Annotated in this window: 20 protein-coding genes; 5 read left to right on the top strand and 15 right to left on the bottom strand. The window is 64.4% G+C overall.

Annotated features, from left to right (window positions below):
* Positions 1 to 16: 16 nt before the first annotated feature.
* The 5 genes from pilQ to ACSQ3S_RS04035 are packed head-to-tail and all read right to left on the bottom strand — an operon-like array spanning position 17 to position 5,192.
* Positions 17 to 2,230, bottom strand: a complete 2,214-nt coding sequence (pilQ, locus tag ACSQ3S_RS04055; protein ID WP_436141633.1) for a type IV pilus secretin PilQ — start codon at positions 2,228 to 2,230, stop codon at positions 17 to 19.
* Positions 2,227 to 2,784: a pilus assembly protein PilP gene (locus tag ACSQ3S_RS04050; RefSeq protein WP_353405287.1), complete on the bottom strand. Its 558-nt coding sequence runs from the start codon at positions 2,782 to 2,784 to the stop codon at positions 2,227 to 2,229. The genes pilQ and ACSQ3S_RS04050 overlap by 4 nt, the downstream gene beginning before the upstream one ends.
* Complete coding sequence (locus ACSQ3S_RS04045; protein ID WP_176655281.1) at positions 2,781 to 3,452, bottom strand: type 4a pilus biogenesis protein PilO; 672 nt, start codon at positions 3,450 to 3,452, stop codon at positions 2,781 to 2,783. The genes ACSQ3S_RS04050 and ACSQ3S_RS04045 overlap by 4 nt, the downstream gene beginning before the upstream one ends.
* A gap of 10 nt (positions 3,453 to 3,462) precedes the next feature.
* A complete protein-coding gene (locus ACSQ3S_RS04040; protein ID WP_436141632.1) occupies positions 3,463 to 4,119 on the bottom strand; it encodes a PilN domain-containing protein in 657 nt (218 codons plus the stop codon).
* Positions 4,119 to 5,192 carry a pilus assembly protein PilM gene (locus ACSQ3S_RS04035; protein ID WP_176655279.1) on the bottom strand — a complete coding sequence of 358 codons (1,074 nt, stop codon included), beginning with the start codon at positions 5,190 to 5,192 and terminating at the stop codon, positions 4,119 to 4,121. Before ACSQ3S_RS04035 ends, ACSQ3S_RS04040 begins: the two co-directional genes overlap by 1 nt.
* Before the next feature lie 346 nt (positions 5,193 to 5,538).
* Here ACSQ3S_RS04035 and ACSQ3S_RS04030 point away from each other — a divergent pair, with 346 nt between their 5' ends.
* Positions 5,539 to 7,890, top strand: a complete 2,352-nt coding sequence (locus ACSQ3S_RS04030; RefSeq protein ID WP_176655278.1) for a penicillin-binding protein 1A — start codon at positions 5,539 to 5,541, stop codon at positions 7,888 to 7,890.
* 58 nt (positions 7,891 to 7,948) lie between these two features.
* On the opposite strand, the gene ACSQ3S_RS04025 is transcribed toward ACSQ3S_RS04030, so the two are convergent.
* The gene (locus tag ACSQ3S_RS04025; RefSeq protein WP_436141631.1) at positions 7,949 to 8,944 is read right to left on the bottom strand and encodes a DUF4214 domain-containing protein; all 996 of its coding nucleotides are present in this window, start codon (positions 8,942 to 8,944) and stop codon (positions 7,949 to 7,951) included.
* Between the two features lie 130 nt (positions 8,945 to 9,074).
* Positions 9,075 to 9,407: an iron donor protein CyaY gene (gene cyaY, locus ACSQ3S_RS04020; protein WP_436141630.1), complete on the bottom strand. Its 333-nt coding sequence runs from the start codon at positions 9,405 to 9,407 to the stop codon at positions 9,075 to 9,077.
* 39 nt (positions 9,408 to 9,446) lie between these two features.
* On the opposite strand from cyaY, the gene lptM reads away from it, so the two are divergent.
* Positions 9,447 to 9,620, top strand: coding sequence for an LPS translocon maturation chaperone LptM (lptM, locus tag ACSQ3S_RS04015; RefSeq protein ID WP_176655276.1), 174 nt, complete (start codon positions 9,447 to 9,449; stop codon positions 9,618 to 9,620).
* Positions 9,621 to 9,628: 8 nt separating this feature from the next.
* A complete protein-coding gene (gene lysA, locus ACSQ3S_RS04010) occupies positions 9,629 to 10,906 on the top strand; it encodes a diaminopimelate decarboxylase (protein WP_436141629.1) in 1,278 nt (425 codons plus the stop codon).
* Here the strand turns inward: lysA and ACSQ3S_RS04005 are convergent.
* From ACSQ3S_RS04005 to ACSQ3S_RS03980, 6 genes are all read right to left on the bottom strand, one after another.
* Positions 10,899 to 11,819 carry a hypothetical protein gene (locus tag ACSQ3S_RS04005; RefSeq protein WP_436141628.1) on the bottom strand — a complete coding sequence of 307 codons (921 nt, stop codon included), beginning with the start codon at positions 11,817 to 11,819 and terminating at the stop codon, positions 10,899 to 10,901. The two genes, lysA and ACSQ3S_RS04005, sit on opposite strands and share 8 nt — an antisense overlap.
* A gap of 56 nt (positions 11,820 to 11,875) precedes the next feature.
* Complete coding sequence (locus ACSQ3S_RS04000) at positions 11,876 to 12,490, bottom strand: sulfite oxidase heme-binding subunit YedZ (protein WP_176655273.1); 615 nt, start codon at positions 12,488 to 12,490, stop codon at positions 11,876 to 11,878.
* A 3-nt stretch (positions 12,491 to 12,493) separates the two neighbouring features.
* Positions 12,494 to 13,471, bottom strand: a complete 978-nt coding sequence (gene msrP, locus ACSQ3S_RS03995) for a protein-methionine-sulfoxide reductase catalytic subunit MsrP (RefSeq protein WP_436141627.1) — start codon at positions 13,469 to 13,471, stop codon at positions 12,494 to 12,496.
* A gap of 92 nt (positions 13,472 to 13,563) precedes the next feature.
* Entirely contained in the window at positions 13,564 to 14,718 is a 1,155-nt protein-coding gene (ccsB, locus tag ACSQ3S_RS03990; protein WP_413448895.1) for a c-type cytochrome biogenesis protein CcsB, read from the bottom strand.
* A 25-nt stretch (positions 14,719 to 14,743) separates the two neighbouring features.
* Entirely contained in the window at positions 14,744 to 16,825 is a 2,082-nt protein-coding gene (locus tag ACSQ3S_RS03985; RefSeq protein ID WP_436141626.1) for a cytochrome c biogenesis protein ResB, read from the bottom strand.
* 123 nt (positions 16,826 to 16,948) lie between these two features.
* Complete coding sequence (locus ACSQ3S_RS03980; protein WP_176655270.1) at positions 16,949 to 17,629, bottom strand: c-type cytochrome; 681 nt, start codon at positions 17,627 to 17,629, stop codon at positions 16,949 to 16,951.
* Positions 17,630 to 17,766: 137 nt separating this feature from the next.
* Between ACSQ3S_RS03980 and yihA the strand changes: the two genes are divergently transcribed.
* A complete protein-coding gene (yihA, locus tag ACSQ3S_RS03975) occupies positions 17,767 to 18,510 on the top strand; it encodes a ribosome biogenesis GTP-binding protein YihA/YsxC (RefSeq protein WP_176655269.1) in 744 nt (247 codons plus the stop codon).
* A gap of 23 nt (positions 18,511 to 18,533) precedes the next feature.
* Positions 18,534 to 19,541, top strand: coding sequence for a porphobilinogen synthase (gene hemB / locus ACSQ3S_RS03970; RefSeq protein WP_413448892.1), 1,008 nt, complete (start codon positions 18,534 to 18,536; stop codon positions 19,539 to 19,541).
* A 28-nt stretch (positions 19,542 to 19,569) separates the two neighbouring features.
* Here hemB and ACSQ3S_RS03965 read toward each other — a convergent pair whose 3' ends face one another.
* A complete protein-coding gene (locus ACSQ3S_RS03965) occupies positions 19,570 to 20,406 on the bottom strand; it encodes a hypothetical protein (protein ID WP_353405373.1) in 837 nt (278 codons plus the stop codon).
* A gap of 253 nt (positions 20,407 to 20,659) precedes the next feature.
* The gene (locus ACSQ3S_RS03960) at positions 20,660 to 22,570 is read right to left on the bottom strand and encodes an FAD/NAD(P)-binding protein (protein ID WP_436141625.1); all 1,911 of its coding nucleotides are present in this window, start codon (positions 22,568 to 22,570) and stop codon (positions 20,660 to 20,662) included.
* Positions 22,571 to 22,605 lie beyond the last annotated feature (35 nt).

Genomic DNA, 22,605 nt, shown 5'->3' with positions numbered 1-22,605 from the left:
CCTGCGATTCAGTTGCTTAGCGCGTCGACAGCCGATCGGCGACGATCTTCGGCGTGATAAAGACCAGCAATTCTGTCTTGTCGTTGGTGCGGCTGTTGCTGCGGAACAGGTAGCCCAGCACCGGCACGTCGCCCAGCAGCGGCACCTTGTCGGTGGTGTTGCGCTCGGTCTGCTGGTAGATCCCGCCCAGCACCACGGTGCCGCCGTTCTCCACCATGACCTGGGTCTTGACGTGTTTGGTGTCGATGGCGAAACCGGCCCGGGTTTCCTGGCCGACGCTGTCCTTGTTGACGTCGACGTCGATGACGACGTTGCCGTCCGGCGTGATCTGCGGCGTCACTTCCAGCCGCAGGTTGGCCTTGCGGAACACGATCGAGGTGGCGCCGCTGCTGGTGGCCACCTGGTAGGGCAGTTCGATGCCCTGCTCGATCAGCGCGATGGCCTTGTCGGCCGTGATCACGCGCGGGCTGGAGATGATCTTGCCGGTGCCGTCCGCTTCCAGCGCCGACAGTTCCAGGTTCAGGAAGCGGTTGGCGGCCGACGAGAACAGGCTGACCGCCAGGCTGCCGGCGTTGGCGCCGTTGATCGATGCCGCCGGCAGGTTGATGAACTGGGTGTTGTTGTAGCTGTTGTCGGTGACCTTGACCTGGCCGGTGGCTTCGCCGACGCCGGTCAGGTTGCCGCCGATGCCGATGCGGGTGTTGCCGTTGCCGATCTGGTAGCCGGCGTCGCCGCCGCGTATCGTGCGCATGTCGGCAAAGCCCAGCTTGGCGCCGAGGTTGCGGGTGAAGGTGTCGCTGGCCTCGACGATGCGCGCCTCGATCAGCACCTGCTTGGAGGCGATGTCGGTCTTGGCGATCAGCTTGCGGATATCGTCAAGCTTGGAAGGGATGTCGGTGACGAACAGCTGGTTGGTGCGCGGCTCGATGATGGCGCTGCCGCGCTTGGACAGGATGCGGTTCTTGCCGTCGGCGCCGCCGCCCTCGAGGCCGAACACGGTCTTGAAGGCGTCGGCCTTCTGGTAGTTCAGCTGGAAGATCTCGGACTTCAGCGGCTCAAGGTCGGCGATCTGGGCGCGCTGCTCCAGCTCCAGCTTTTCCTTGGTCAGCAATTCCTCTTTCGGCGCGATCCACAGCACCGAGCCGTTCTTGCGCATGTCCAGGCCCTTGGCCTGCAGCACCACGTCCAGCGCCTGGTCCCACGGCACTTCCTTCAGGCGCAAGGTCAGGTTGCCGCTGACGCTGTCGCTGGTGATGATGTTCAGTCCGGAAATGTCGGCGATCGCCTGCAGCGCCGCCCGCACTTCGACGTTCTGGAAATTGAACGACAGCTTCTCGCCGCGGTAGCCCTGGGTGCCCTGGGTCAGCTTGTTCGGGTCTTCCTTGATCGGCTTGACGTCGATCACCAGCTGGGTGTCGCTCTGGTAGACGGTCTGTTCCCACAGGCCGCGCGCCTCGATCGTCATGCGCGTGTTGTCGCCCTGCGGCACGGTGGTGACCAGCGACACCGGGGTGCCGAAGTCGCCCACGTCGAGCCGGCGGCGCAGGCTCTCCGGCACGCCCGTCTTGAGGAAATCGACCACCACGCCGTTCGGCGTCTGGCGCACGTCGACCGCCACCTGGCTGTTGGGCAGGTCGACCACGACCCGGCCTTCGCCGTTGGCGCCGCGGCGGAAATCCATGTCGCGCAGCAGTTGACGGCCGGCCGGCGCCGGCGTGGCGGCGACCGGCAGGCCGCGCGAGTCGACCGCCGTGGCCAGGCCGCCGGAACCGTCGATGGTCAGGATCACCGAGTTGCCGTCGATGGCGGTGGCATAGTTCAGGCTGCGCTTCAGGTTGAACACCAGGCGCGAGCGCTCGCCGGCCTGCACCACGTTGACGCTGCGCAGGTCGCCCAGCGCCAGGTCTTGCGCGCTCTTGCCGGTGCCGTTGGAGGTGGCGCCGAAGTCCAGCGCGATGCGCGGCGGATTGGTGATGGCGAAGCCGATCGGCAGCTTGTCCGGCGCGTTCTTCAGCGCGATCTTGACGATGACGTTGGCGCCCTGCTGGTTGGCGCTGATCGATTCGATGGCGTTGCCGGCCGCAGCGGGCGTGGCGGCGGCTGTTTGAGCGTGGGCGGTGCCGGCCAGCTGGCTGGCCAGCGCCAGCGCCATCAAGGCGCACGTCAAGGCCCGCGCAGGCGCCCGGGTGGCGGCCGCCAGTGCGCGCCGGGGCATGTTGTGAGCGGTCATTTGGTGTTCTCCTTGCTTTCCTGCAGTTCCAACTTCGACATGCGTTCGACCCAGTCGCCGGTCGCATCCTGTACGATTTCCTTGATGCTGACAGCGTCATCGCCGATGCTGGTGATGAGGCCGAAATTCTGGCCTATGTGCTGGCCCACGACCACATGGTGCACCGAGCGGTCGATCTGCAGCACCGCGTAGAACACGCCGCGCTGCTGCATGGTGCCGACCATCTTGATGGTGTCGAGCGGATAGCTCTCCAGCAGTTCCTTGCGCCGGTCCATGTCGGGCCGGATGCCGCTGCCGCCCTTGGCCGAGGCCTTGGCCAGCTCGGCCAGCAGCTTGTTCGGGTTGAAGGGGTCGACCGCGTCGTTCGGCACGTAGGCGAAGGGGATGAAGGTCTTCGGCTCGGCCAGTGGCGGCACCGCCACCTTGGCCTGCGAGTCGACCTGCTTCATCCAGGTGCGCACTTCCTGCACGTCGCTGTCGCCGCAGCCGGACAGCAGCAGAAGCGGTAATAGAAGCGGCAACAACGGCGCCATGGGCGGGATCAGTATCTTCATGATTTTTTCGCCGCCTTCTTCTTGTCGGCAGCGGCCTTGCGCTGGGCGCTGACCTCTTCCGGATCGAGGTAGCGGAAGGTCTTGGCCACCGCCTCCAGGGTCAGTACGCCGTCCTTGCCGGTGTTCAGGGTCATGTTGTTGAGCGTGACGATGCGCGGCAGGTTGGCCATGTCGCCGGCGAAGGCGCCGATGTCGTGGTAGCTGCCGGTGACGCGGATGTCGATCGGCAATTCGGCGTAGTAATCCTTGACCACCACCTGCGCCGGCTTGAACAGCTCGAACTGCAGGCCGCGGCCGGAACCGGCCTGGTTGATGTCGGTCAGCAGCGCGGCCATCTCGGCCTTGCTCGGCAGCTGCTTCTGCAGGCGGTCGACATACTGGTCGACCTGGACTTTCTGCGCCCGCAGCGCCTCCAGGTTGACCGCCTGCGCGGTCTTGATCTTGTATTCGTCGCGCAGTTTCAGTTCCGCCTGGGCACCGGCGTCCTGCTCCTCGAACTGCGACTGCCAGTAGAAGAAATAACCGAGGCCGACCACCACCGCCATCACGCCGATGCTGCACAACACGCGCGGCGCGACCGGCCATTGGCCCGGGTGGCGGTCGCCGAGGTTGCGGAACTGGTCGGCCAGCTGGGCCGCCATCAGGTTCAAATTGAGATTCTTTGCCATGGCGCCGCTCCTAGCTCTTGGCCGGCGGCAGGCCGGTTGCCGTGTGGACGCCAGCACCCGGCGCGGCGGGCGGTTTGCCCTTGGCGCCATCGGCGGGAAGGTCCTTGTCGCGCGGACGCTTGATGTTGACCGCCATGCTGAACTCGACCACCTTCTTGGCGGTCTTGCCCTGGCCGAGGCCGGTTGAGTGCACTTCGATCAGGTCCGGCCGCTCCAGCCACGGCGACACACCGGCCAGGTTGCGCAGGAATTCGGACACCCGCTCCTGCGACTGCGCATAGCCGAGCAGCGACACCTTCTGGCCCTCCTGCTTGAAACCTTTCAGGTAGACCCCGGGCGGGGTCTGCTTGACCAGCTCATCCATCAGGTAGACCGGCTGGTTGCGGTCGCCCTGCAAGTCTTCCACCGCCTGCTGGCGCGCCTTCAACGCTTCGATTTCCTGCTTCAGCGTGGCGATCTCGGCGATCTTCGTGTCGAGCCCGGTGATGGCGGTCTTGATGACCTGGTTGCGTTCATTCTGGATCGAGATCGCGCGGGCGTTGTAGCCGCCGACCAGCAGCACCACGCCGACGCCGACGATGGCGCCCAGCGCCAGCAGCGCGAAGAAGGCGGCCTTCTTTTGCTTGCGCTTTTCCTCGCGGTGCGGCAGCAGGTTAATTCTGATCATCAGCCGAACCTCCGCAAGGCCAGGCCGCAGGCGACCAGGTAAGCCGGCGCGTCGCTGCGCAGTTGCGATTCGCGCACCGAGGGCGCCAGCTGCATGCCCTTGAACGGCGAGATGACGGCGCTGGAGATCTTGGTGCGGCTGGCCACCAGTTCCAGCAGGCCGGGCAGCAGCGCGCAGCCGCCGGCCAGGAACAGCTGGTCGACCTTGGTGTACGGCGTGGACGTGTAGAAGAACTGGATCGCGCGCGTGACTTCCAGCGCGGCGCTTTCCAGGAACGGCGCCAGCAGGTCGGCGGCGTAGTTGTCGGGCAGGTCGCCGGACTTCTTGCGCGACTCGGCCTCGTCGAAGGCCATGCCGTAGGAGCGGACGATGTCCTGGGTCAGCGCGTTGCCGCCGAACGGCTGCTCGCGCTCGTAGACGGTGACGCCGTCCAGCATGACGGAAATATGGGTGACCTGGGCGCCGACCTGGAACAGCGCCACCACCTGGCCGGCGCCCGCCTCGGGCAACTGGGCGGTGACGCGGTCGAGCGCGGCGCGGGCGGCGTAGGATTCGATGTCCATCACGGTGGCCTTCAGGCCGGACGCTTCGGCGATGGCGACGCGGTCCTCGACTTTTTCGCGGCGCGAGGCGGCCAGCATGACCTCGATGTCTTCCGGCGAATTGGCGGCCGGGCCGATGACGTCGAAGTCCAGGCTGACCTCGTCGAGCGCGAACGGGATGTACTGGCTGGCCTCGGATTCGACCTGCACTTCCAGCTGGTCTTCCGACATGCCGGCCGGCAGGATGATTTTCTTGGTGATCACGGAAGCGGGCGGCATGCCCAGCGCGGCGTGCTTGGCGCGGGTGCCGCTTTTCTTCCACACCCGGCGCACCGCCTCGACCACCTGGTCCATGTTCTCGATATTGCCGTCGACCACGGCGCCGCGCGGCAGCGGCTCGGAGGCGTAGCGCTCGAGGCGGATGTCGCCCTTGCTCTGCGTCAATTCCACCAGCCGCACGCTGGACGTGCTGATGTCGATCCCGACCAGCGGCGGATTGCCCTGTCCCAGCAGCGTCTGGATATCGATCATACGAGCCCCCCGGCGCCATGGCTGACGCCAGCACCGCAGTGCCGCCGGATGACGCTTGGAACTGTTTGCATATAGGAACTCGTTTGAAAACCAGCGTTTAGACTGCTTATATAAGACCGTACATTAAATCGTGCCTATATAAGTGTAAAGGTATTTCTATTGTGCACAATTGCCGTGGTGTGAGGGTTTCGCCACACTTTATTGCGCTGCTGTTAGGCCTAAAGCAACTCAGTTGTTTTGTTACTCACGGGGAAATATTCCTGTCATCCGGCAGCGCGCGCCGTGGGGGTGACCGCTCGCTTATAATGCGTCGCATACATAACAGCTAGATCAACAGAAAGATCGCATGGCCACTTCCAATTCGGCACCTCCACCATCGAACCCGCCCCAGAGCGCCGGCAACAGCAAAGCACCGTCGCGTTTCTTCCTGCTGGCCGGCCTGTCCGTGGTCGGCCTCGGACTGGTGGCGCTGCTGCTGGTGGTGTTCGGCCTGGCGATGGCCTACCCCAACCTGCCCGAACTCGACACGCTGACCGACTACCGGCCCAAGATGCCGCTGCGTATCTTCTCGGCCGATAACGTCCTCATCGGCGAATTCGGCGAGGAGCGGCGCAACCTGGTGCGCATCAAGGACATCCCCGACGTGATGAAAAAGGCCGTGCTGGCGATCGAGGACGACCGCTTCTACGAGCACGGCGGCGTCGACTACACCGGCATCCTGCGCGCGGCCGTGCACAACGCCACCGGCGGCGCCAAGCAGGGAGCCTCGACCATCACCCAGCAGGTGGCCCGCAACTTCTTCCTGTCGAGCGAGCAGACGCTCAAGCGCAAGGCCTACGAGGTGCTGCTGGCGTGGAAGATCGAGAAGAACCTGTCCAAGGACCAGATCCTCGAGGTCTATATGAACCAGATCTACCTGGGCCAGCGCGCCTACGGCTTCTCGTCGGCCGCACAGATCTATTTCGGCAAGAATCTGAAAGACATTAGCGTGGCCGAGGCGGCCATGCTGGCCGGCCTGCCGAAGGCGCCGTCGGCCTACAACCCGGTGGTCAACCCCAAGCGCGCGCGCACCCGCCAGCAATACATCCTGCAGCGCATGCACGACCTCGGCTACATCACCGACAAGCAGTACGAGGCGGCCAAGGCCGAGCAGCTCAAGGTCAAGACCGACAGCAGCGAGTTCGGCGTGCACGCCGAGTACGTGGCCGAGATGGCGCGCCAGCTGGTCTACGAGCAATTCAAGGAAGACACCTACACGCGCGGCCTGAACGTGTTCACGACGATCACCAAGGCCGACCAGGACGCCGCCTACCTGGCGCTGCGCAAGGGCGTGATGGACTACGAGAAGCGCCACGCCTACCGCGGCCCGGAGGCGTATATCGACATTCCGCAGAACAAGGAAGAGGCGGACGACGCCATCGAGACCGAGCTGGCCGACCATCCGGACAGCGACGACATCATCGCCGCCATGGTGCTGTCGGCCACGCCGCAGCTGATCACCGCCGTCACCGCCACCGGCGAGGAAATCAAGATCGCCGGCCCGGGGCTGGAGATGGGCCGCTCGTGGCTGTCCGACAAGGCCGCGCCGAACAAGCGCATCCGCCGCGGCGCGGTGATCCGTGTCATGCAGGAGGGCAAGGACTGGCTGGTGACGCAATTGCCGGAAATCGAATCGGCCTTCGTTGCGGCCGATACGCATGACGGCGCGATCAAGGCCATGGTCGGCGGCTTCGACTACAACCGCAGCAAGTTCAACCACGTGACCCAGGCCTGGCGCCAGCCGGGCTCGTCGTTCAAGCCCTTCATCTACTCGGCCTCGCTGGAGCGCGGCCTGTCGCCGGCCACCATCATCAACGACGCGCCGATCTCGTTCGACGCCGGCCAGACCGGCGGCCAGGCGTGGGAGCCGAAGAACTACGACGGCAAGTACGAAGGTCCGATGACCATGCGCAAGGGCCTGACCAAGTCCAAGAACATGATCTCGATCCGCATCCTGCACAAGATCGGCGCCAAGTACGGCCAGGAATACACCACCCGCTTCGGTTTCGACGCCGACAAGAACCCGCCCTACCTGACCCTGGCGCTGGGCGCGGGCAACGTGACGCCGCTGCAGATGGCCGGCGCCTACTCGGTGTTCGCCAACGGCGGCTACAAGGTCAGTCCTTACCTGATTTCCAAGGTGACCGACGCCGACGGCAAGATCCTGTCGCAGGCCAATCCGGACAAGGCCGGCGACGAGAAGAACCGCGTCATCGACGAGCGCAACGCCTTCCTGATGGACAGCATGCTGAAGGACGTGGTGCGCTTCGGCACGGCGACCAAGGCGCTGGTGCTCAAGCGTCCCGACCTGTCGGGCAAGACCGGCACCACCAACGACTCGATCGACGCCTGGTTCGCCGGCTACCAGCCGCACCTGGTGGGGATCGCGTGGATAGGCTACGACCAGCCCAAGAACCTGGGCAACAAGGAAACCGGCGGCGGCCTGGCGCTGCCGATCTGGATCGGCTACATGCAGAAGGCGCTGAAGAATATCCCGATCGAGGAACGGGCGGTGCCGGACGGCGTGATGCTGGTGGGCGACGAGTACTACTACGCGGAGAACCCGCCGGGCACCGGCGTCCACAACATCGACGGCGCCACCCACGGCACGCCGGCGGAGGAAAAGGCCAAGGACGCGGTCAAAAACGAGCTATTTTAAAGATGAAAAGGGTCCGGTGCCGAATGAACTGACCCTTGTTCTCTATCGATGCGATGGTTTATTTGGCACCGGCTACGTACCAGGCTTTGATAGTGTCGCGTTCAGCATCCGTCATGCCGGTGGCATTCCCCAATGGCATGCCGCGGGTGACCACCACCTGGTTGTAGATATCCTGCGCAATGGCGTGCACCACCGTATCGTTGCTCAGATTGACGCCGGCCTGAATGTTACCGCCGGAATGGCAGCTGATGCAGCGGGAATTCAAGATGGAGCGGATGGTGGCGTAGCTGGGCGCGGCAGGCTGGGCGTTGGCGACCAGCGTGGCAATTGCAGCATCGATATTGGGGCCAAAGCCGCTAACGTCGGTATTTGCGTTGACTGACGCCAGCAGACTGCGGGCGGTGGCGGCCGCCTGGGCGCCGGCGTAGGCCGAGCTCTCCGTCGGCGTATCCAGATCGGTGGTGAAAGTGGCGCCGACCGAGACCCGGTTGCGTATCAACTGAGCATCTTGCAGGCCCTGTGTCGTCTGATTGACCAGAGCGCCAGCCATGATGGACAACGACGCGTTGGCGCGTGTTAGTCCGCCCCCGTTAATCGCCCCCACCCAGAAGGTCTGCCCGCCCGAATCCGGCGTACGGCTCAGCAGGTTGTTGTAGATGGCGATGACGAAAGCGGTGTTGTCGCCGCCGTACAGCGCATTGGATTCGTCGCTGTTGCCGAAGGAGTCTACCAACGCGCGGATGGACGAGTTTTCGCCGTAGGCGGTGTTTAACCCCTGGATATCCGTGGGCGCGCTCAGCTGCGACAGCTGCGTCGCAAAGTTCGATAAGCCGGTCGGATCAGCCGGGCGGCCAAAGTAGGAGATGTACAGCTGCTGTACCAGTTGGTAATACTCCGCTGGCGCGTGCGGCTGGCTGTCGCCGGTCACCGTTCTGCCCCCCATGGTCTTGGCTTGAGGCGGCTGCGGCGTGGAACTGTTGTAATCGCCGCCACCGCAGGCCGCCAGAGCCAGCGCCGCTGCGGCGGACAGAATGAAGCTGAAGGAAATTTTCATGGCCACTCCGGTTGGTTGATGGCCCGTTAATACCTGCGCGCGAGGAGAAGGTTCAATGCCTCATCCGAGCCGCAAGCGAATCCCCCATTGAGTACCCCATCCGCTGTTCTGTTCCCGGACGAAATCTAATTTACTGCTCAAGCGCCACCGGGCTGCCACCTTGGGCGCTGACCATCTCCGACAGCGCGGCAAACAATTCGCTGCCGTCGCGGGTGTTGAGCCACTTGCCGTCCTTCTGCTTGTAGTGGTAGCCGCCCGAGCGGGACGCCACCCACAGCTCCTGCATCGCGGCCTGGCTGTTGACGATGATCTTGGAACCGTTGTCGATAAACTCGATTTCCAGCACATTGCCGCTGCGGCTGCACTCGACGTCGAGCATGTCCTCGTCGTTCAAATCGTCCAGTTTGGCCTCGATGGCGCTGAGGGTGGCCTCGGCCTGCGCCAGGAATTCTGATTCGCCCATGCTACACTCCAATATCTACACTTAATCCATGATTTTATCGTGAAGTCCTCTTTCCGTTTATTTATCGGCACAGCGACCCTGTGCCTGACCGTCTTGCTGAGCGCCTGCGGCCAACCCGGCCCGCTGTATCTGCCCAAGATTCCTCCGGCCAAGCCTGCCAAGAGCACCGAAGCTGCCCCGGCACCGTCCACTCCCCCAGCACCACAACAATAATTTTCCTTATGTCGCAATTTTCTTATCAAAACGGCGTGCTGCACGCCGAGGGCGCGTCGCTGAGCGCCATCGCCGAGCAGTTCGGCACGCCGACCTATGTGTACTCCAAGGCCGCGCTGCTGGCCAATTTCGCCTCCTACGCCGACGCCTGCGCCGGCCGCGACGCGCTGGTCTGCTATGCGATGAAGGCCAATTCCAACCTGGCCATCCTCGACCTGCTGGCGCGCCAGGGCGCCGGTTTCGACATCGTCTCCGGCGGCGAGCTGCTGCGCGTGCTGGCGGCCGGCGGCGATCCGCGCAAGGTGATCTTCTCCGGCGTCGGCAAGAGCGTCGACGAAATGCGCCTGGCGCTGTCGCACGACATCCTGTGCTTCAACGTCGAATCGATCCCCGAGCTGCACCGCTTGAATGAAGTGGCCGGTTCCATGGGCAAGACCGCGCGCGTATCGCTGCGCGTCAACCCGAACGTGGACGCCAAGACCCACCCGTACATCGCCACCGGCCTGAAGGCCAACAAATTCGGCGTGGCCTTCGACGACGCGCTCGACACCTACCGCACCGCCGCCAAGCTGCCGCACCTGGAAGTGGCCGGCATCGACTGCCACATCGGCTCGCAGCTGCTGGACGACGCGCCGCTGCTGGAGGCGCTGGACCGCCTGATCGAGCTGATCGACAAGCTGGGTTCGGAAGGCATAGCCCTGCACCACCTGGACATCGGCGGCGGCATCGGCATCAACTACGGCGAAGCGGGCGAAGCGGCGCCGGTGCCGGTGGGCGACTACCTGGGCCGCCTGTTCGCCCGGATCGACGCCTGGCGCGCCGAACGTCACGACGGCAAGCCGATCAAGGTGATCTTCGAGCCGGGCCGCTCCATCGTCGGCGACACCGGCGTGCTGCTGACCAAGGTGGAGTTCATCAAGCACGGCGAGGAAAAGAATTTCTGCGTGGTCGATGCGGCGATGAACGACATGGCGCGTCCGGCCCTGTACCAGGCGTGGATGGACATGCAGCCCGTGGTGCAGGGCAAGTCCGGCGCGCTGACCTATGACGTGGTGGGACCGATCTGCGAATCGGGCGACTGGCTGGCGCGCGACCGCGAACTGGCGGTGGAAGCCGGCGACCTGCTGGTGATGCACAGCGCAGGCGCCTATGGCATGACGATGGCGTCGAACTACAACACGCGCGGCCGCGCGGCCGAGATCATCGTCGACGGCGACGTCTGCCACGTGGTGCGCCAGCGCGAGAATCCGGCCGACCTGTGCGCGCTGGAATCGCTGATCAAATAAAGCGCGGCGGCGGCGCGTAGATTTTCGACAACAGCGGATTGGTCAGGATGAAACAGCGGTTGGAACTGGTTTTCAACTGCTGGATTTCCTTCTGGAAGTGGCGCGCGGTCAACTCATCCAGCGATCCATCCCGCTTGATCGCCGCCATTCCCGCTTCCAGCCGTTGCGCCAGCCTGGGCTCGCTGGCGCTGACGTAGAACATGGCGGGCAGCGGGTAGTACAGCACCAGATCCGGCACCAGGGCCAGTTCGCTCGCCAGTTGCGCGTGCCGCTCGAGCAGGGAACTCGCCTCGACCACACTGATCGGCAGGTAATCGAAGCGCTTGGTCAGCAGCATGTCCAGCAAGGTCGCCAGATTGCCGCTGTCCTCCACTTGATAGCCGTTGTGGCGCAGCACCGTGGCATCCACCCAGCCGCGGCCCAGCCCCGCCATCAACTTCTTGAGCTGCGCCTCGTTGGCGATCGCCTTGAATTTCGCCAGGTCTTCCCTGCGTACGATCAGCCTTCGATAGCCCAGCAAACCGCCCAAGATGGGTGTGTTGATCAGGTAGTTGCGTTCCTGCGGATCACCGGCCTCCAGGTCTCGCCATGGGCCCACATGGACGTTGAGGTGCTTGCCCTCATGGACTTCCCGCCGTACGCGGAAGGTACTCAGGCTATCCAGCACCCGCACCACCGAAAACGGGCCGAACGATGACACGGTCTTCTCCAGCGCCAGCGTCAGCACGGCGACCTGGTAGTCGTCGCGCTTGGGCGTCTTGCCCCAATCCCAATAGCGGTAGGCCATGACGCCGGGCTCCGCGCGCACGCCCCGGGCATGCAGCGCCAGCGCGACCAACGCCAGCAACGCCTGACGGCGCGGCGCCCTGGCGGACGATTCGGTTGTACGGGACAGCTTGGAGAGGAACGGCATAGGTAGAAAGTTTAACACCACCAAGATCGCCGCCGCCACATCTCATGTGCTGGAGGTCATTTCGCGACGGCCTTGTTGCGCGCCCAATAGACGCGCATCAGCAGCAGCGAAGCGAGGATCACGCCGAAGATGATCGGCTGCGTGAAGTTGTGCTTGCCCGCCTTCATCCACCAGAAGTGCAGGATGGCCAGCGGCGCGATCACGTAGACCAGGCGGTGCAGCCATTGCCAGCGCTTGCCGCCCAGCCGCTTGACCATGGCGTTGGTGCTGGTCGCCGCCAGCGGTATCAGCAGCACGAAGGCGGTGAAGCCCACCGTGATGAAGGGTCGCTTCAGCACATCCTTCCACATCTCCTGCAAGTCGAAGAAGTGATCGAACCACAGGAAGGTCATGAAGTGCAGCAGGCCGTAGAAGAACATGTACAGCCCCAGCATGCGGCGCAGCTTGATCAGCCAGTTCCACTTGAGCAGCCGGCGCAGCGGCGTCACCGCCAGCGTGAAGCACAGGAAGTACAAGGTCCAGTCGCCGGTGCCGCGGGTGATGAATTCCAGCGGCTCGACCAGTTGCCCGGTCAGCGTCAGGTACACCATGCGCGCCAGCGGCACCAGCGCCAGCAGGAAGATGGCGGCCTTGATCAGGCCGGCCTGCCGCGCCGAAGGATTGAACGCCATCGCTTAGAAGAACTTCTTCAGGTCCATGCCGGCATACAGCGGCGCCACGTCGGCATAGCCGTTGAACATCAGCGTCTTGCGCTTGCGGGCCAGGAAGCCGTCCTCGCCGATGCGGCGCTCGGACGCCTGCGACCAGCGCGGGTGGTCGACGTCCGGATTGACGTTCGAATAGAAGCCGTACTCGCTCGACGCCGACAGGTTCCACGAGGTGCGCGGCTGGTCCTTCACGAAACGGATCTTGACGATGGACTTGGCCGACTTGAAGCCGTATTTCCACGGCAGCACCATGCGCACCGGCGCGCCGTTCTGGTTGGCCAGGGTCTCGCCATACATGCCCAGGGTCAGCAGCGCCAGCGGGTGATTGGCCTCGTCGATGCGCAAGCCTTCGGTGTACGGCCACTGCAGCACGCGGCTGCCGACGCCGGGCATCTGCTTCTTGTCGGCCAGCGTGACGAACTCGACGTACTTGGCGTTGCCGGTCGGCTCGACCTTCTTGATGATCTCGGAGAACGAATAGCCTATCCACGGGATGACCATCGACCAGCCTTCGACGCAGCGCAGGCGGTAGACGCGCTCCTCCAGCGGCGCCAGCTTCAGCAGCGCGTCGATGTCCAAGGTCATCGGCTTCTTGACTTCGCCTTCGATGGTCACCGTCCACGGACGGGTCTTCAGGCTGCCCGCGTACATGGCCGGCTCGCTCTTGTCGGTGCCGAACTCGTAGTAGTTGTTGTAGCTGGTGGCGTCCTTGTAGGGCGTCTGCTTGTCCAGCGCCGAATAGGCGGGATTGAGCCTGGCGGCCAGCTTGGGATTGCTGCCCTGGGCAAAGGCTTCGCGGCCGGCCATTTCCAGCAGCGCGCCGGCGGAGAGGCCGCCGACGGCCAGCTGTTTCATGAACGTGCGGCGCGATTCATACGCTTCGCGCGGCGTGATTTCTGATGAAAACGGCAACTCGATGCCGTTGGGGCTACGCTTGATCAGCATGCTGACTCCAAAGATTGTGCAAGATTGGGACTTGGTCGTCCCATCAGGCTAAACCTTACACCAATCTCCGGAAGTCGTTGATTACATTGCGATTACAATTTTCCGTACGAGTGCAGGCCGGACAGGAACATGTTGACGCCCAGGAAAGCGAAGGTCGTCACCAGCAGGCCCACCAGCGCCCACCAGGCCGCCGGACGGCCGCGCAGGCCGGTCATCAGGCGCATGTGCAGCCAGGCCGCGTAGTTGAGCCAGACGATCAGCGCCCAGGTTTCCTTCGGGTCCCACGACCAGTAGCCGCCCCACGCCTCGGCCGCCCACAGCGCGCCCAGGATGGTGGCGATGGTGAAGAAGGCGAAGCCGGCCGAGATGGCCTTGTACATGACGTCGTCCAGCACTTCTTCCGACGGCAGGCGATCGACCAGGTAGCCCGAGGTCTTCAGCAGGTAGGCCGCCGAGACCATGGCCGCCAGCGCGAAGTTGCCGTAGCCGATGAAGTTGGCCGGCACGTGGATCTTCATCCACCAGCTTTGCAGCGCCGGCAGCAGCGGCTGGATGTCGGCCGCGTCGCGCGACGTGGTGTACCAGAACAGGAAGCCGATCGCGGCGGTGATGACCAGGGTGACAAACGAGCCCAGCTGGCGGGTGGCGTAGCGCTGCTCGAAGTACAGGTAGAACATCGCGGTGATCAGCGAGAACAGGATGAACACTTCATACAGGTTGGATACCGGGATGTGGCCGACGTCGGCGCCGATCAGGTAGGACTCGTACCAGCGCACCATCATGCCGGTCAGGCCCAGCACCACGGCGGCCCAGCACAGCTTGGAGCCGATGCTGGAGGCGGCGGCCGAGCGGGTGGCCAGGCCTATCCAGTAGAACAGGGTGGCCAGGCAGAACATCACGCTCATCCACAGGATCGCGGACTGGCTCGACAGCATCATGCGCAGCCAGAACTTCTTGGTGCCCATGTCCAGCTGGCCGGCGTACATGGAGATCGCCCACAGCGACAGCAGCGCCACCAGCGGCATCAGCCAGCGCACCGGCTTCCAGTGCCAGCCCAGCGCGGCGAAGGTCGGCGCGGCGGCCAGCAGGATGCCCTTCTCGTAGATGTCCATATAGCTGCCGTAGCGGCTCAGGCCGAACAGCGAGCCGGCCAGCAGCGCCAGCGCGAACACCCAGTCGATCGCGGTCAGGCGCTTGAAATAGCCGGGCGCCTGGGTGTAGGTTTGGGTCGATTGCGTCAGTTCCATCATTTATCTCCTTGGCTGCCACGGCTTACGCCGATTGCGGCAGCTTCTCTTTCAAAGTCTCAAACTCGCGTTCGAAGTCCAGCGTCTTGCGCTGGGTGCTCATGGCCATCAGCGCCTCGGAGCCGTCGCCCCCGTCCTTGATCCAGACCCACAGGCGGCGCTCGCGGATGTAGAACATCGAGAATACACCCAGCACCAGGAATACACAGCCGAGATAGACCACGTTCTTGCCCGGCGAACGCGTCACCTGGAACACCGAGGCCTTGATTTCGGTAAAGTCGTCCAGCTGCAGGTAGACCGGCGCGCCGTAGAAGAACACGTCCGACAGCGCGTTGGTGGCCAGCTGCAGGAAGCGCGCATGGTTTTCGTCGGGGCTGGCCGGCGGCAGGCCGTCCTTCTCGCGCGCGGCCTGCCACAGGTCCCACAGGCTGCCGTTCAAGATCTTCATGAAGACGTCGGCGGCCTTCTCCTGCTCCGCGGCGGGTATCTTTTCCAGGAACTGCGAGATGGCGACAAAGCCGGCCGCCTTGTCGTTGCCGGCAAAGATGGTCAGGCTCTTGTCGGCCGACGCCTGCAGCTGCTGGCGCAGCACGTCCGAGTTGCCGGACTGCGGCGTGGCGCGCTCGGCATAGCGCTTGGCGGCGGCGGCGCGCAGGGCCGGGTCGCCCAGCGCGGCGCGCAGGCGCATCCATTCGGTGACGCTGTGGGCGTCGTCGGCCGGGATGCGCAGGAAGCTGAACTGGTCGGCCGGATTGGCGCGCATGCCTGCCAGGAACACGGTGGCGCCGTCGATGGTCACCGGCTGCATATAGTTCTGGTATTCGCGCGCCTGGCCGGTCTTGTCGCGCAGCTTGTACTGCACGCTCGGACCGACGTTTTTCAAATCCTTGTTGTGGGCGTTCTTGCCGGCCGAGCCGGTGTGCTTGTCGAGCTGCTCCGCCAGGCTCTGGCCCTTGGCGACCGAGCGCGGATCCTGCGACGCGCCGATGTTTTCCACGTTGAAGGGACGGAAGCCCGACCATTCCACCGTGTAGGCGTCGCCCATCGGCGTGCTGCCGCCCACTTCGCCGGCGATGGCGAACTTGGTGGTCTGCGTGCCCTGCATCGGGAAGCCGGTCAACTTGAGCTTGCTGCCGCCATCCTCAAAGCTGGACTGGTAGATCGCCAGGCCCTTGTACAGCAGGGGCTTGTTGACCTCGATGACGGACTTGACCACCTCGCCGGCGGCGTGGTCGCGCACTTCCACCTCGCTGGCGAACAGTTTGGGCATGCCGGTGCTGTAGAAGTCGATGTTGAATTTTTTCAGGTTGATGGTGAACGGCAGGTCCTGGATCAGCACGCCATCGGGACGGGCGATGGTGGCCGTGTCGCTGGACGAGCCTTCCGGGATCATCGTGTTGCCGCGGAAGGTGGGATTGGCCAGGCCGAGGCGGTGCTGGGCCGGGATCGCCGAGATCAGGCCGCTGCCGGTGAACGGCACCTTGCCGAAGAACCACTCCTGCATGCGGATCGGCATGTCCGAATCAAGCAGGCCGCCGATGCAGATGATGACGATGGCCGAGTGCGCGAAGATGTAGCCGAACTTGTTGGCCGCGCCCTGCTTGGCCGCCACCAGCGTGCCGTGGCCCTTGTCGACCAGCTTGACCTTGTAGCCGGCGTCGGCCAGCCGGGCCGCCGTCTGCTGCGCCAGCGCCGCGCGCGCCAGCGGCGAGCGCCACTGCATCTTGTGGTGGAAGTTCAGCAGCGAGTTCTCGCGCACGTTCTCGCGCCAGCTGCGCATGTCCTTCATCATCTTGGGCGCGTTGCGCAGGATGCACAGCGAGGTCGATGTCACCAGCGCGGTCATCAGCAGCAGGAACCACCAGGCCGAATACACCGCGTACAGGCCGATCTTGCTGAACACTTCGAACCAGAACGGCCCGAACTGGTTGATGTAGTTGTTGGTCGCCTCGTTCTGCTTCATCACGGTGCCGATGATGGCGGCGATGGCGATCATCGCCAGCAGCGCGATGGCGAAGCGCATCGAGGATATCAGTTCGACGATTTCGCCGACGATGGGACGGCGGGTCTTGAGTTCGATGCCGGTGGTGCTGGGGCTGCTGCTCATACTGGAACTATCTCAAAAAGGGGACGCTGCGGGCAGCATACCAACAAAAAGGGCAGCCCGCTTACGCTGCCGCCCTCTATGCACTATCAGCCGCACCATAACACCGTGGCGCGGGAAGCTGGCTTACTTCAAGCCGGCGACGTAATCGGCCACCGCTTTCATTTCTTCATCCGACATGCGCTTGGCGATGGTGCTCATCTGCGCGCTGTTCTTGCGGCCGCCCGACTTGAACAGGCCCAGCTGGGCTACCGTGTAATCCTGGTGCTGGCCGCCGATGCGCGGATATTGCACAGGGATGCCGGCACCGGCCGCGCCGTGGCAGCTGGCGCAGGCTGGCACGTTCTTCTCGGCGATGCCGCCGCGATAGATCTTCTTGCCCAGTTCAACCGTGTCCTTGTTCTTCGCCGCACCCGGCTTTTGCGCCTGGGTGGCCAGCCAGGCCGAGATGTTGTGCTTTTCCTCGTCCGTCAGCATCTTCGCGTACGTCGTCATCACCGGTTGATTCCGGTCGGCGGTGGTAAAGTTCACCAGTTCCTTGTAAATATAGCCTTCGTGCTGGCCGGCCAGTTTCGGATTGACGCTGATCGTCGAATTGCCGCCGGCGCCGTGGCAGGATACACAGGCAGGCAGGCCGCGTGCGTTGTCGCCGGTTTCAAACAGGGAGCCGCCCTTGGCCGCATCGACCTTGGGCGCCGCTGCTTCGGCGTGGGCCGGTTTCGCTTCCTCGGCTGCGGATGCGGTGCCCGCAACGGCCAACAGAGCTACCAACAGGGATTTTACAAACGGTGAAAACGCACGATTCATTCAAGCACCCTCAAAAAAGTTTGTCGAAACTTTGCCGCACGCATCGAGGTGGAGGCGATGGCAACACTTCGTAACCACTCATTGTACAATAGCTTTCCAGCATATTTGCTCCCTTTTGTTGCATTTTTCCCCATCCCATGTCCAAACTCTGGCAAGCCCGCTTCTTTACGACCGTTAACCAATTGCGCGATCTGCCCGACACCACGGTGCCTGAAATCGCCTTTGCAGGTCGCTCCAACGCCGGCAAATCGACCGCCATCAACATCCTGTGCAACCAGAAAGGGCTGGCGTTCGCCTCCAAGACCCCTGGCCGCACGCAGCACATCAACTACTTCTCGATCGGCGGCGCGCACGTCGCGCAGCACCGCAAGGACCCGACCATCGTCGAGGAAATCGAATGCCTGCTGGTCGACTTGCCGGGCTACGGCTACGCGGAAGTGTCCGGCTCTGCCAAGCTGCACTGGCAGCGCCTGCTGGGCGACTACGTGCAGCGCCGCGAGCAGCTGGCCGCGCTGATCCTGATCATGGACTCGCGCCGCCCGTTCACCGAACTCGATATCCAGATGCTGGAATGGTTCGCCCCGACCGGCAAGCCGATCCATTGCATTCTGACCAAGGTTGATAAACTGAACCGCAACGAATCGGTCAACGTGCTGCGCCAGGCCAAGGCCAAGCTGGACAGCTACGTCGACGAGGATGGCGAAGGCTTCCCGTTCACCGTGCAGCTGTTCTCGGCGCTCAAGCGCGTCGGCATCGACGAGGCCAACGACAAGATCCTGGAGCTGGCCGGCATCACCGACGACGAGGCGGCCGCCGCGGTCGAGCTGATCGAGATGGAAGACGACGACGAGCCCGACACCGCGCCGGACCAGGACAAGTAATCTTTTAGCAAGGAAGACCAGGCATGCACAACCCGCACGTTTCCGCACAATTTCCCGGCATCCGCATGCGCCGCATGCGCCGCGATCCCTTCTCGCGCGCGCTGATGCGCGAGCACCACGTCACCGCGTCGGACTTGATCTACCCGGTGTTCATCCTCGAAGGCACGCACCAGCGCGAGCCGGTGCTGTCGATGCCCGGCGTCGAGCGGGTGTCGGTGGACCTGCTGCTGAAGGTGGCCGAGGAATGCGTGGCGCTGGGCATCCCGGTGCTGGCGCTGTTCCCGGTCATCGACGCCATGAAGAAGACGCCGGACGGCATCGAGGCGACCAATCCCGACGGCCTGGTGCCGCGCGCGGTGCGCACGCTGAAGCAGGCCTTCCCCGACCTCGGCATCCTGACCGACGTCGCGCTGGATCCGTACACCAGCCACGGCCAGGATGGCCTGATCGACGACAACGGCTACGTCATCAACGACCTCACCACCGACATGCTGATCCGCCAGGCGCTGTGCCAGGCCGAGGCCGGCGTCGACGTGGTGGCGCCGTCGGACATGATGGACGGGCGCATCGGCGCGATCCGCGCCGCGCTGGAAGCCGGCGGCCACATCCACACGCGCATCATGGCGTACTCGGCCAAGTACGCATCGGCGTTCTACGGCCCGTTCCGCGACGCGGTCGGCTCGGCCAAGAACCTGGGCAAGGGCGACAAGAACACCTACCAGATGGACCCGGCCAACAGCGACGAGGCGTTGCGCGAAGTGGGCCTGGACCTGGCCGAGGGCGCCGACATGGTGATGGTCAAGCCGGGCATGCCCTACCTGGATATCGTGCGCCGCGTGAAGGACGAATTCAAGGTGCCGACCTTCGCCTACCAGGTCAGCGGCGAATACGCGATGATCAAGGCGGCCGCGCAAAACGGCTGGCTGGACCACGACAAGGTGATGATGGAAGCGATGCTGTCGTTCAAGCGCGCCGGCGCCGACGGCGTGCTGACCTACTTCGCACTTGATATCGCCAGGCTGCTGAAATAATGAAAAAGCCGGGCTAGCCCGGCTTTTTTTATCTCGACGCGCCCCGCGTGTACTCGGGGAACATTTCCTTGAGCAAGAAGGCGATCAGGTCCTTCTCGTCTTCCTTGCGCGCGCTCATGATGACCACTTTGCCGAGGCGGCGCGATTCCCACGGGAAATCGCCCTGCTTTTCCTTGCGGATCACCTTGATCATTTCCTTGACCACGGCCGTCTCGATGTCCGGCTCGGCGCCCTGCTCCACGTGCACCTGCTGCGTCCAGTTGCGCTTGAAGTTGGTGTTCCAGCCGCGGAACTTGACGTCCGCGCTGTGGTAGCTCTTGTCCACCGAGAAGATGCCGCCCGTGTCGTCCTTGTCGGCGCCGCCGGAACGGCCCTGCGCGCCGGCGATGTTGGCCTTGGCGATGCGGGTGGCGCGTTCGTTCTCGGTCTCGGTCGGCGCCGGCGGCGCCGGCTGCGGATTGTTGGCCTCGCGCGCGGCGCGGCGCTTGGCGATCATTTCCGACATGTCCGCCTCGGGCGGCGGCGTCATCGTCGCCTGCACCGGCGGCACATAGGTTTCCAGCTTCGGCCGGATCGCCGCCGGCGCCTCCTTGCTGACCACCTGCTTGCGCGGCGGCGGCGGCTTGCTGGCCTTGGCCACCTCGGTCTTCTTCGGCTGCGGCTTGTTCGGCGCCTTGTCCGGCAGCGGCGCGATATACACCATCACGCCGCCCTTGGGCGGGGCCGAATGCTTGCGCTCGGGCGCCGGCGACAGGAAGTAGTACAGCACGCCCAGCAAGTGCAGCGCGATGGAAATACCGATGCCGACCCGGCGCGACTGCGACTTGCGATCCCAATCGGCGTACCTCGCCCCCGGCTCAGGCAAGCGCTGGCCGCACGTTTCGCAATATTCGGAATTTGCAGAAAGTATGTGGGAATCGTGGTGCAAAATAGCAAACCTTGGGTGGGAACGAAGTCGACAAAAATGCGGCCATAGTGCCAGAGTCCCGCGATTTTGGGAACTGCTGAACAAGGCCATGATAGCGCGCCGGACGGCAACGCGTACGCTCCAGGGTATATACCGGGAGTAGCTTACAAGTTCCGCGTCTTGATGGGTGTTACCGTATGTATCAGCCATCTCACGAAATCGGCTGCGGCAAGGCCGTGGCCGACGCGGCGGCGGCGCGGTGGCGCGCGCCGCGGCGGGGCGCCTCCTCCATCTGGCCAAACATCGCGTTTACGCAGCGATCCGCGTCTAAAACCTGGCGCGAACGCAGCTGCGGCCGGGGCAAGGCATGGGTGTAGTAGTGCGCGCCCTCCACCGGATAGCCCAGCGCCCAGATGCCGGCGGCGGCCTTGCCACGGGCATCGACCGGCCGGCAGTCGGGGTCGATTTCGATGCCGCCCGGGTGGAAGACGCCGTTGTAATAGGGCCGCACCAGCCCTCTTTTGAGAATATTACGGATAAGTAAGGATTCGTCGGTTTCGGGAAAAAAGCCGTCCAGGCGGGCAATTACCAGCACATCGACCGGGTGTTTGACGGTGCAGCCGCCGAATTTGGTGCCCAGCACAAAGGTCGAATCATATTCGTCGATGTCGATGGTGCTGTTGGGGCCGGAAACGATGGTGACCACGCCGGCGTCCAGCAGCGCCAGCAATTCCTGGTTGCGCCGCAGCGGCGGGCCGAAGGCGGCGCGGTTGATGGCCGGATGGTAGACGTTGAGGAACTTGCGGTGCGAGGTCGGCGTCAGGCCGCCGTGCTCGATCGCCGCCTGCAGCGTGGCGCGCACGTCGCGCAGCACGTCGGTGGCGGCCTTGACCGCGCTGCCGACATTGCCCAGCCGCGCCTCGGCCAGGTCGGCGCGCAGCCAGCCGGTGAAAAAGTGGCGGAAGTCGTCCAGCGTGGCGAACTGGCGCTCGCGCAGCGGGAACAGCAGCTCGTCGATCAGCGCCTCGTCCTGCGCACTGGGCACGAAGGCGGCGGGATCGGGCACGGCGCCGTCCGGCGCGGCCAGCGCCAGCGTGGCGCGGTAGACCCAGGCCATTTCCCGCTTGAGCAGCGGCAGCAGTTCGCGGTCGAAATCGAGCTGGCGGCTGCCCCGGCCGGACAGCGCCATGCGCCGCAGCGCGTCCACCGCGTCGGGGGTGAAATAGTGCGGCTGGTGGCGGCCGTCCAGCCCCTTCTGGTTGACGCCGCGCGCAGCGTACGGCAGGCAGTTGCGGGAACATAGCGTCAGCTGCGGTTCGCGGCCGGAGCGGCGGTACAGCAAGCCCTGCTCGCCCTGCGCGAAAACGCCGCCCCGCCCCGTCGTCAGCTCGGCGATGACGTCGTGCGCGCTCAGGCCCAGCCCCTGGATCGCCACGCGGGCACCGGCGGCGATGCGCTCCAGCTTGTCCAGCGGATAAACATGGCGCACGAAGCCCAGCCGGCTGTTGTAGCGCGCGTGATCCTGGGCGAACTTGCCCAGCCAGGCGTCCAGGTCGCTGGGCAGGTTGCGGCCGTGGCCGGTCGTCAGGAAGACGAAATCGCTGTAGACCATGAAGCCGCTGTCGAGCTCGATGGCGCAGCGGCCGTCCGGCTGCTGCCACAGGTCGGCGGCGCGCAGGCGGTGGTGCGTCAGCGTGGTGCTGGCCGGCAGCGCGGCGGCAATCTGCTGGTAGGCCCAGGCCAGGTATTCGCCCAGCAGGCTGCGCGGCAGGTAGTCGGCTTCGGTGATGTCGGCGCCGCCGTGGTCGCCGAGGCGGTAGAAACGCTCGCCGACGCGGCGGTAGCCGGCCTGGCGCGCCCACGCGGTCAGCGACGGCGTCGCGCATACCGGCGCGTGGCGCACGGCGCCGGCGGCGGGAAACAGCGTGACCTGGCTGGCGATGGTGTTGATCAGCAGATGCTGGGGCTGGCGCATGCCGTGCACGCCCGGGCCGCATTCGCCGGGTTCGACCAGGATGATGTCGAGCGGCAGCTGGCGGCTGCCGGCGATGGCGGCGATGCGCTCAAATACGCTGAGCCCGCGCGGGCCCATACCGATGATGGTGACACTGTAACGCTTCATCTGCGACCGCCCTTTCATCATAGCCAACTTGCCTA

Source organism: Duganella sp. LjRoot269 (genome assembly GCF_964254095.1).
Lineage (GTDB): Bacteria > Pseudomonadota > Gammaproteobacteria > Burkholderiales > Burkholderiaceae_D > Rugamonas > Rugamonas hordei.
Note: the sequence above shows the minus strand (reverse complement) of the source record. Positions and strands in the feature narration are given on the sequence as shown.

Excerpts from the sequence above, each read along its gene's own strand:
- pilQ (WP_436141633.1), bottom strand. The coding sequence starts at position 2,230 with ATGACCGCTCACAACATGCCCCGGCGCGCACTGGCGGCCGCCACCCGG.
- ACSQ3S_RS04050 (WP_353405287.1), bottom strand. The coding sequence starts at position 2,784 with ATGAAGATACTGATCCCGCCCATGGCGCCGTTGTTGCCGCTTCTATTA.
- ACSQ3S_RS04045 (WP_176655281.1), bottom strand. The coding sequence starts at position 3,452 with ATGGCAAAGAATCTCAATTTGAACCTGATGGCGGCCCAGCTGGCCGAC.
- ACSQ3S_RS04040 (WP_436141632.1), bottom strand. The coding sequence starts at position 4,119 with ATGATCAGAATTAACCTGCTGCCGCACCGCGAGGAAAAGCGCAAGCAA.
- ACSQ3S_RS04035 (WP_176655279.1), bottom strand. The coding sequence starts at position 5,192 with ATGATCGATATCCAGACGCTGCTGGGACAGGGCAATCCGCCGCTGGTC.
- ACSQ3S_RS04030 (WP_176655278.1), top strand. The coding sequence starts at position 5,539 with ATGGCCACTTCCAATTCGGCACCTCCACCATCGAACCCGCCCCAGAGC.
- ACSQ3S_RS04025 (WP_436141631.1), bottom strand. The coding sequence starts at position 8,944 with ATGAAAATTTCCTTCAGCTTCATTCTGTCCGCCGCAGCGGCGCTGGCT.
- cyaY (WP_436141630.1), bottom strand. The coding sequence starts at position 9,407 with ATGGGCGAATCAGAATTCCTGGCGCAGGCCGAGGCCACCCTCAGCGCC.
- lysA (WP_436141629.1), top strand. The coding sequence starts at position 9,629 with ATGTCGCAATTTTCTTATCAAAACGGCGTGCTGCACGCCGAGGGCGCG.
- ACSQ3S_RS04005 (WP_436141628.1), bottom strand. The coding sequence starts at position 11,819 with ATGCCGTTCCTCTCCAAGCTGTCCCGTACAACCGAATCGTCCGCCAGG.
- ACSQ3S_RS04000 (WP_176655273.1), bottom strand. The coding sequence starts at position 12,490 with ATGGCGTTCAATCCTTCGGCGCGGCAGGCCGGCCTGATCAAGGCCGCC.
- msrP (WP_436141627.1), bottom strand. The coding sequence starts at position 13,471 with ATGCTGATCAAGCGTAGCCCCAACGGCATCGAGTTGCCGTTTTCATCA.
- ccsB (WP_413448895.1), bottom strand. The coding sequence starts at position 14,718 with ATGGAACTGACGCAATCGACCCAAACCTACACCCAGGCGCCCGGCTAT.
- ACSQ3S_RS03985 (WP_436141626.1), bottom strand. The coding sequence starts at position 16,825 with ATGAGCAGCAGCCCCAGCACCACCGGCATCGAACTCAAGACCCGCCGT.
- ACSQ3S_RS03980 (WP_176655270.1), bottom strand. The coding sequence starts at position 17,629 with ATGAATCGTGCGTTTTCACCGTTTGTAAAATCCCTGTTGGTAGCTCTG.
- yihA (WP_176655269.1), top strand. The coding sequence starts at position 17,767 with ATGTCCAAACTCTGGCAAGCCCGCTTCTTTACGACCGTTAACCAATTG.
- hemB (WP_413448892.1), top strand. The coding sequence starts at position 18,534 with ATGCACAACCCGCACGTTTCCGCACAATTTCCCGGCATCCGCATGCGC.
- ACSQ3S_RS03960 (WP_436141625.1), bottom strand. The coding sequence starts at position 22,570 with ATGAAGCGTTACAGTGTCACCATCATCGGTATGGGCCCGCGCGGGCTC.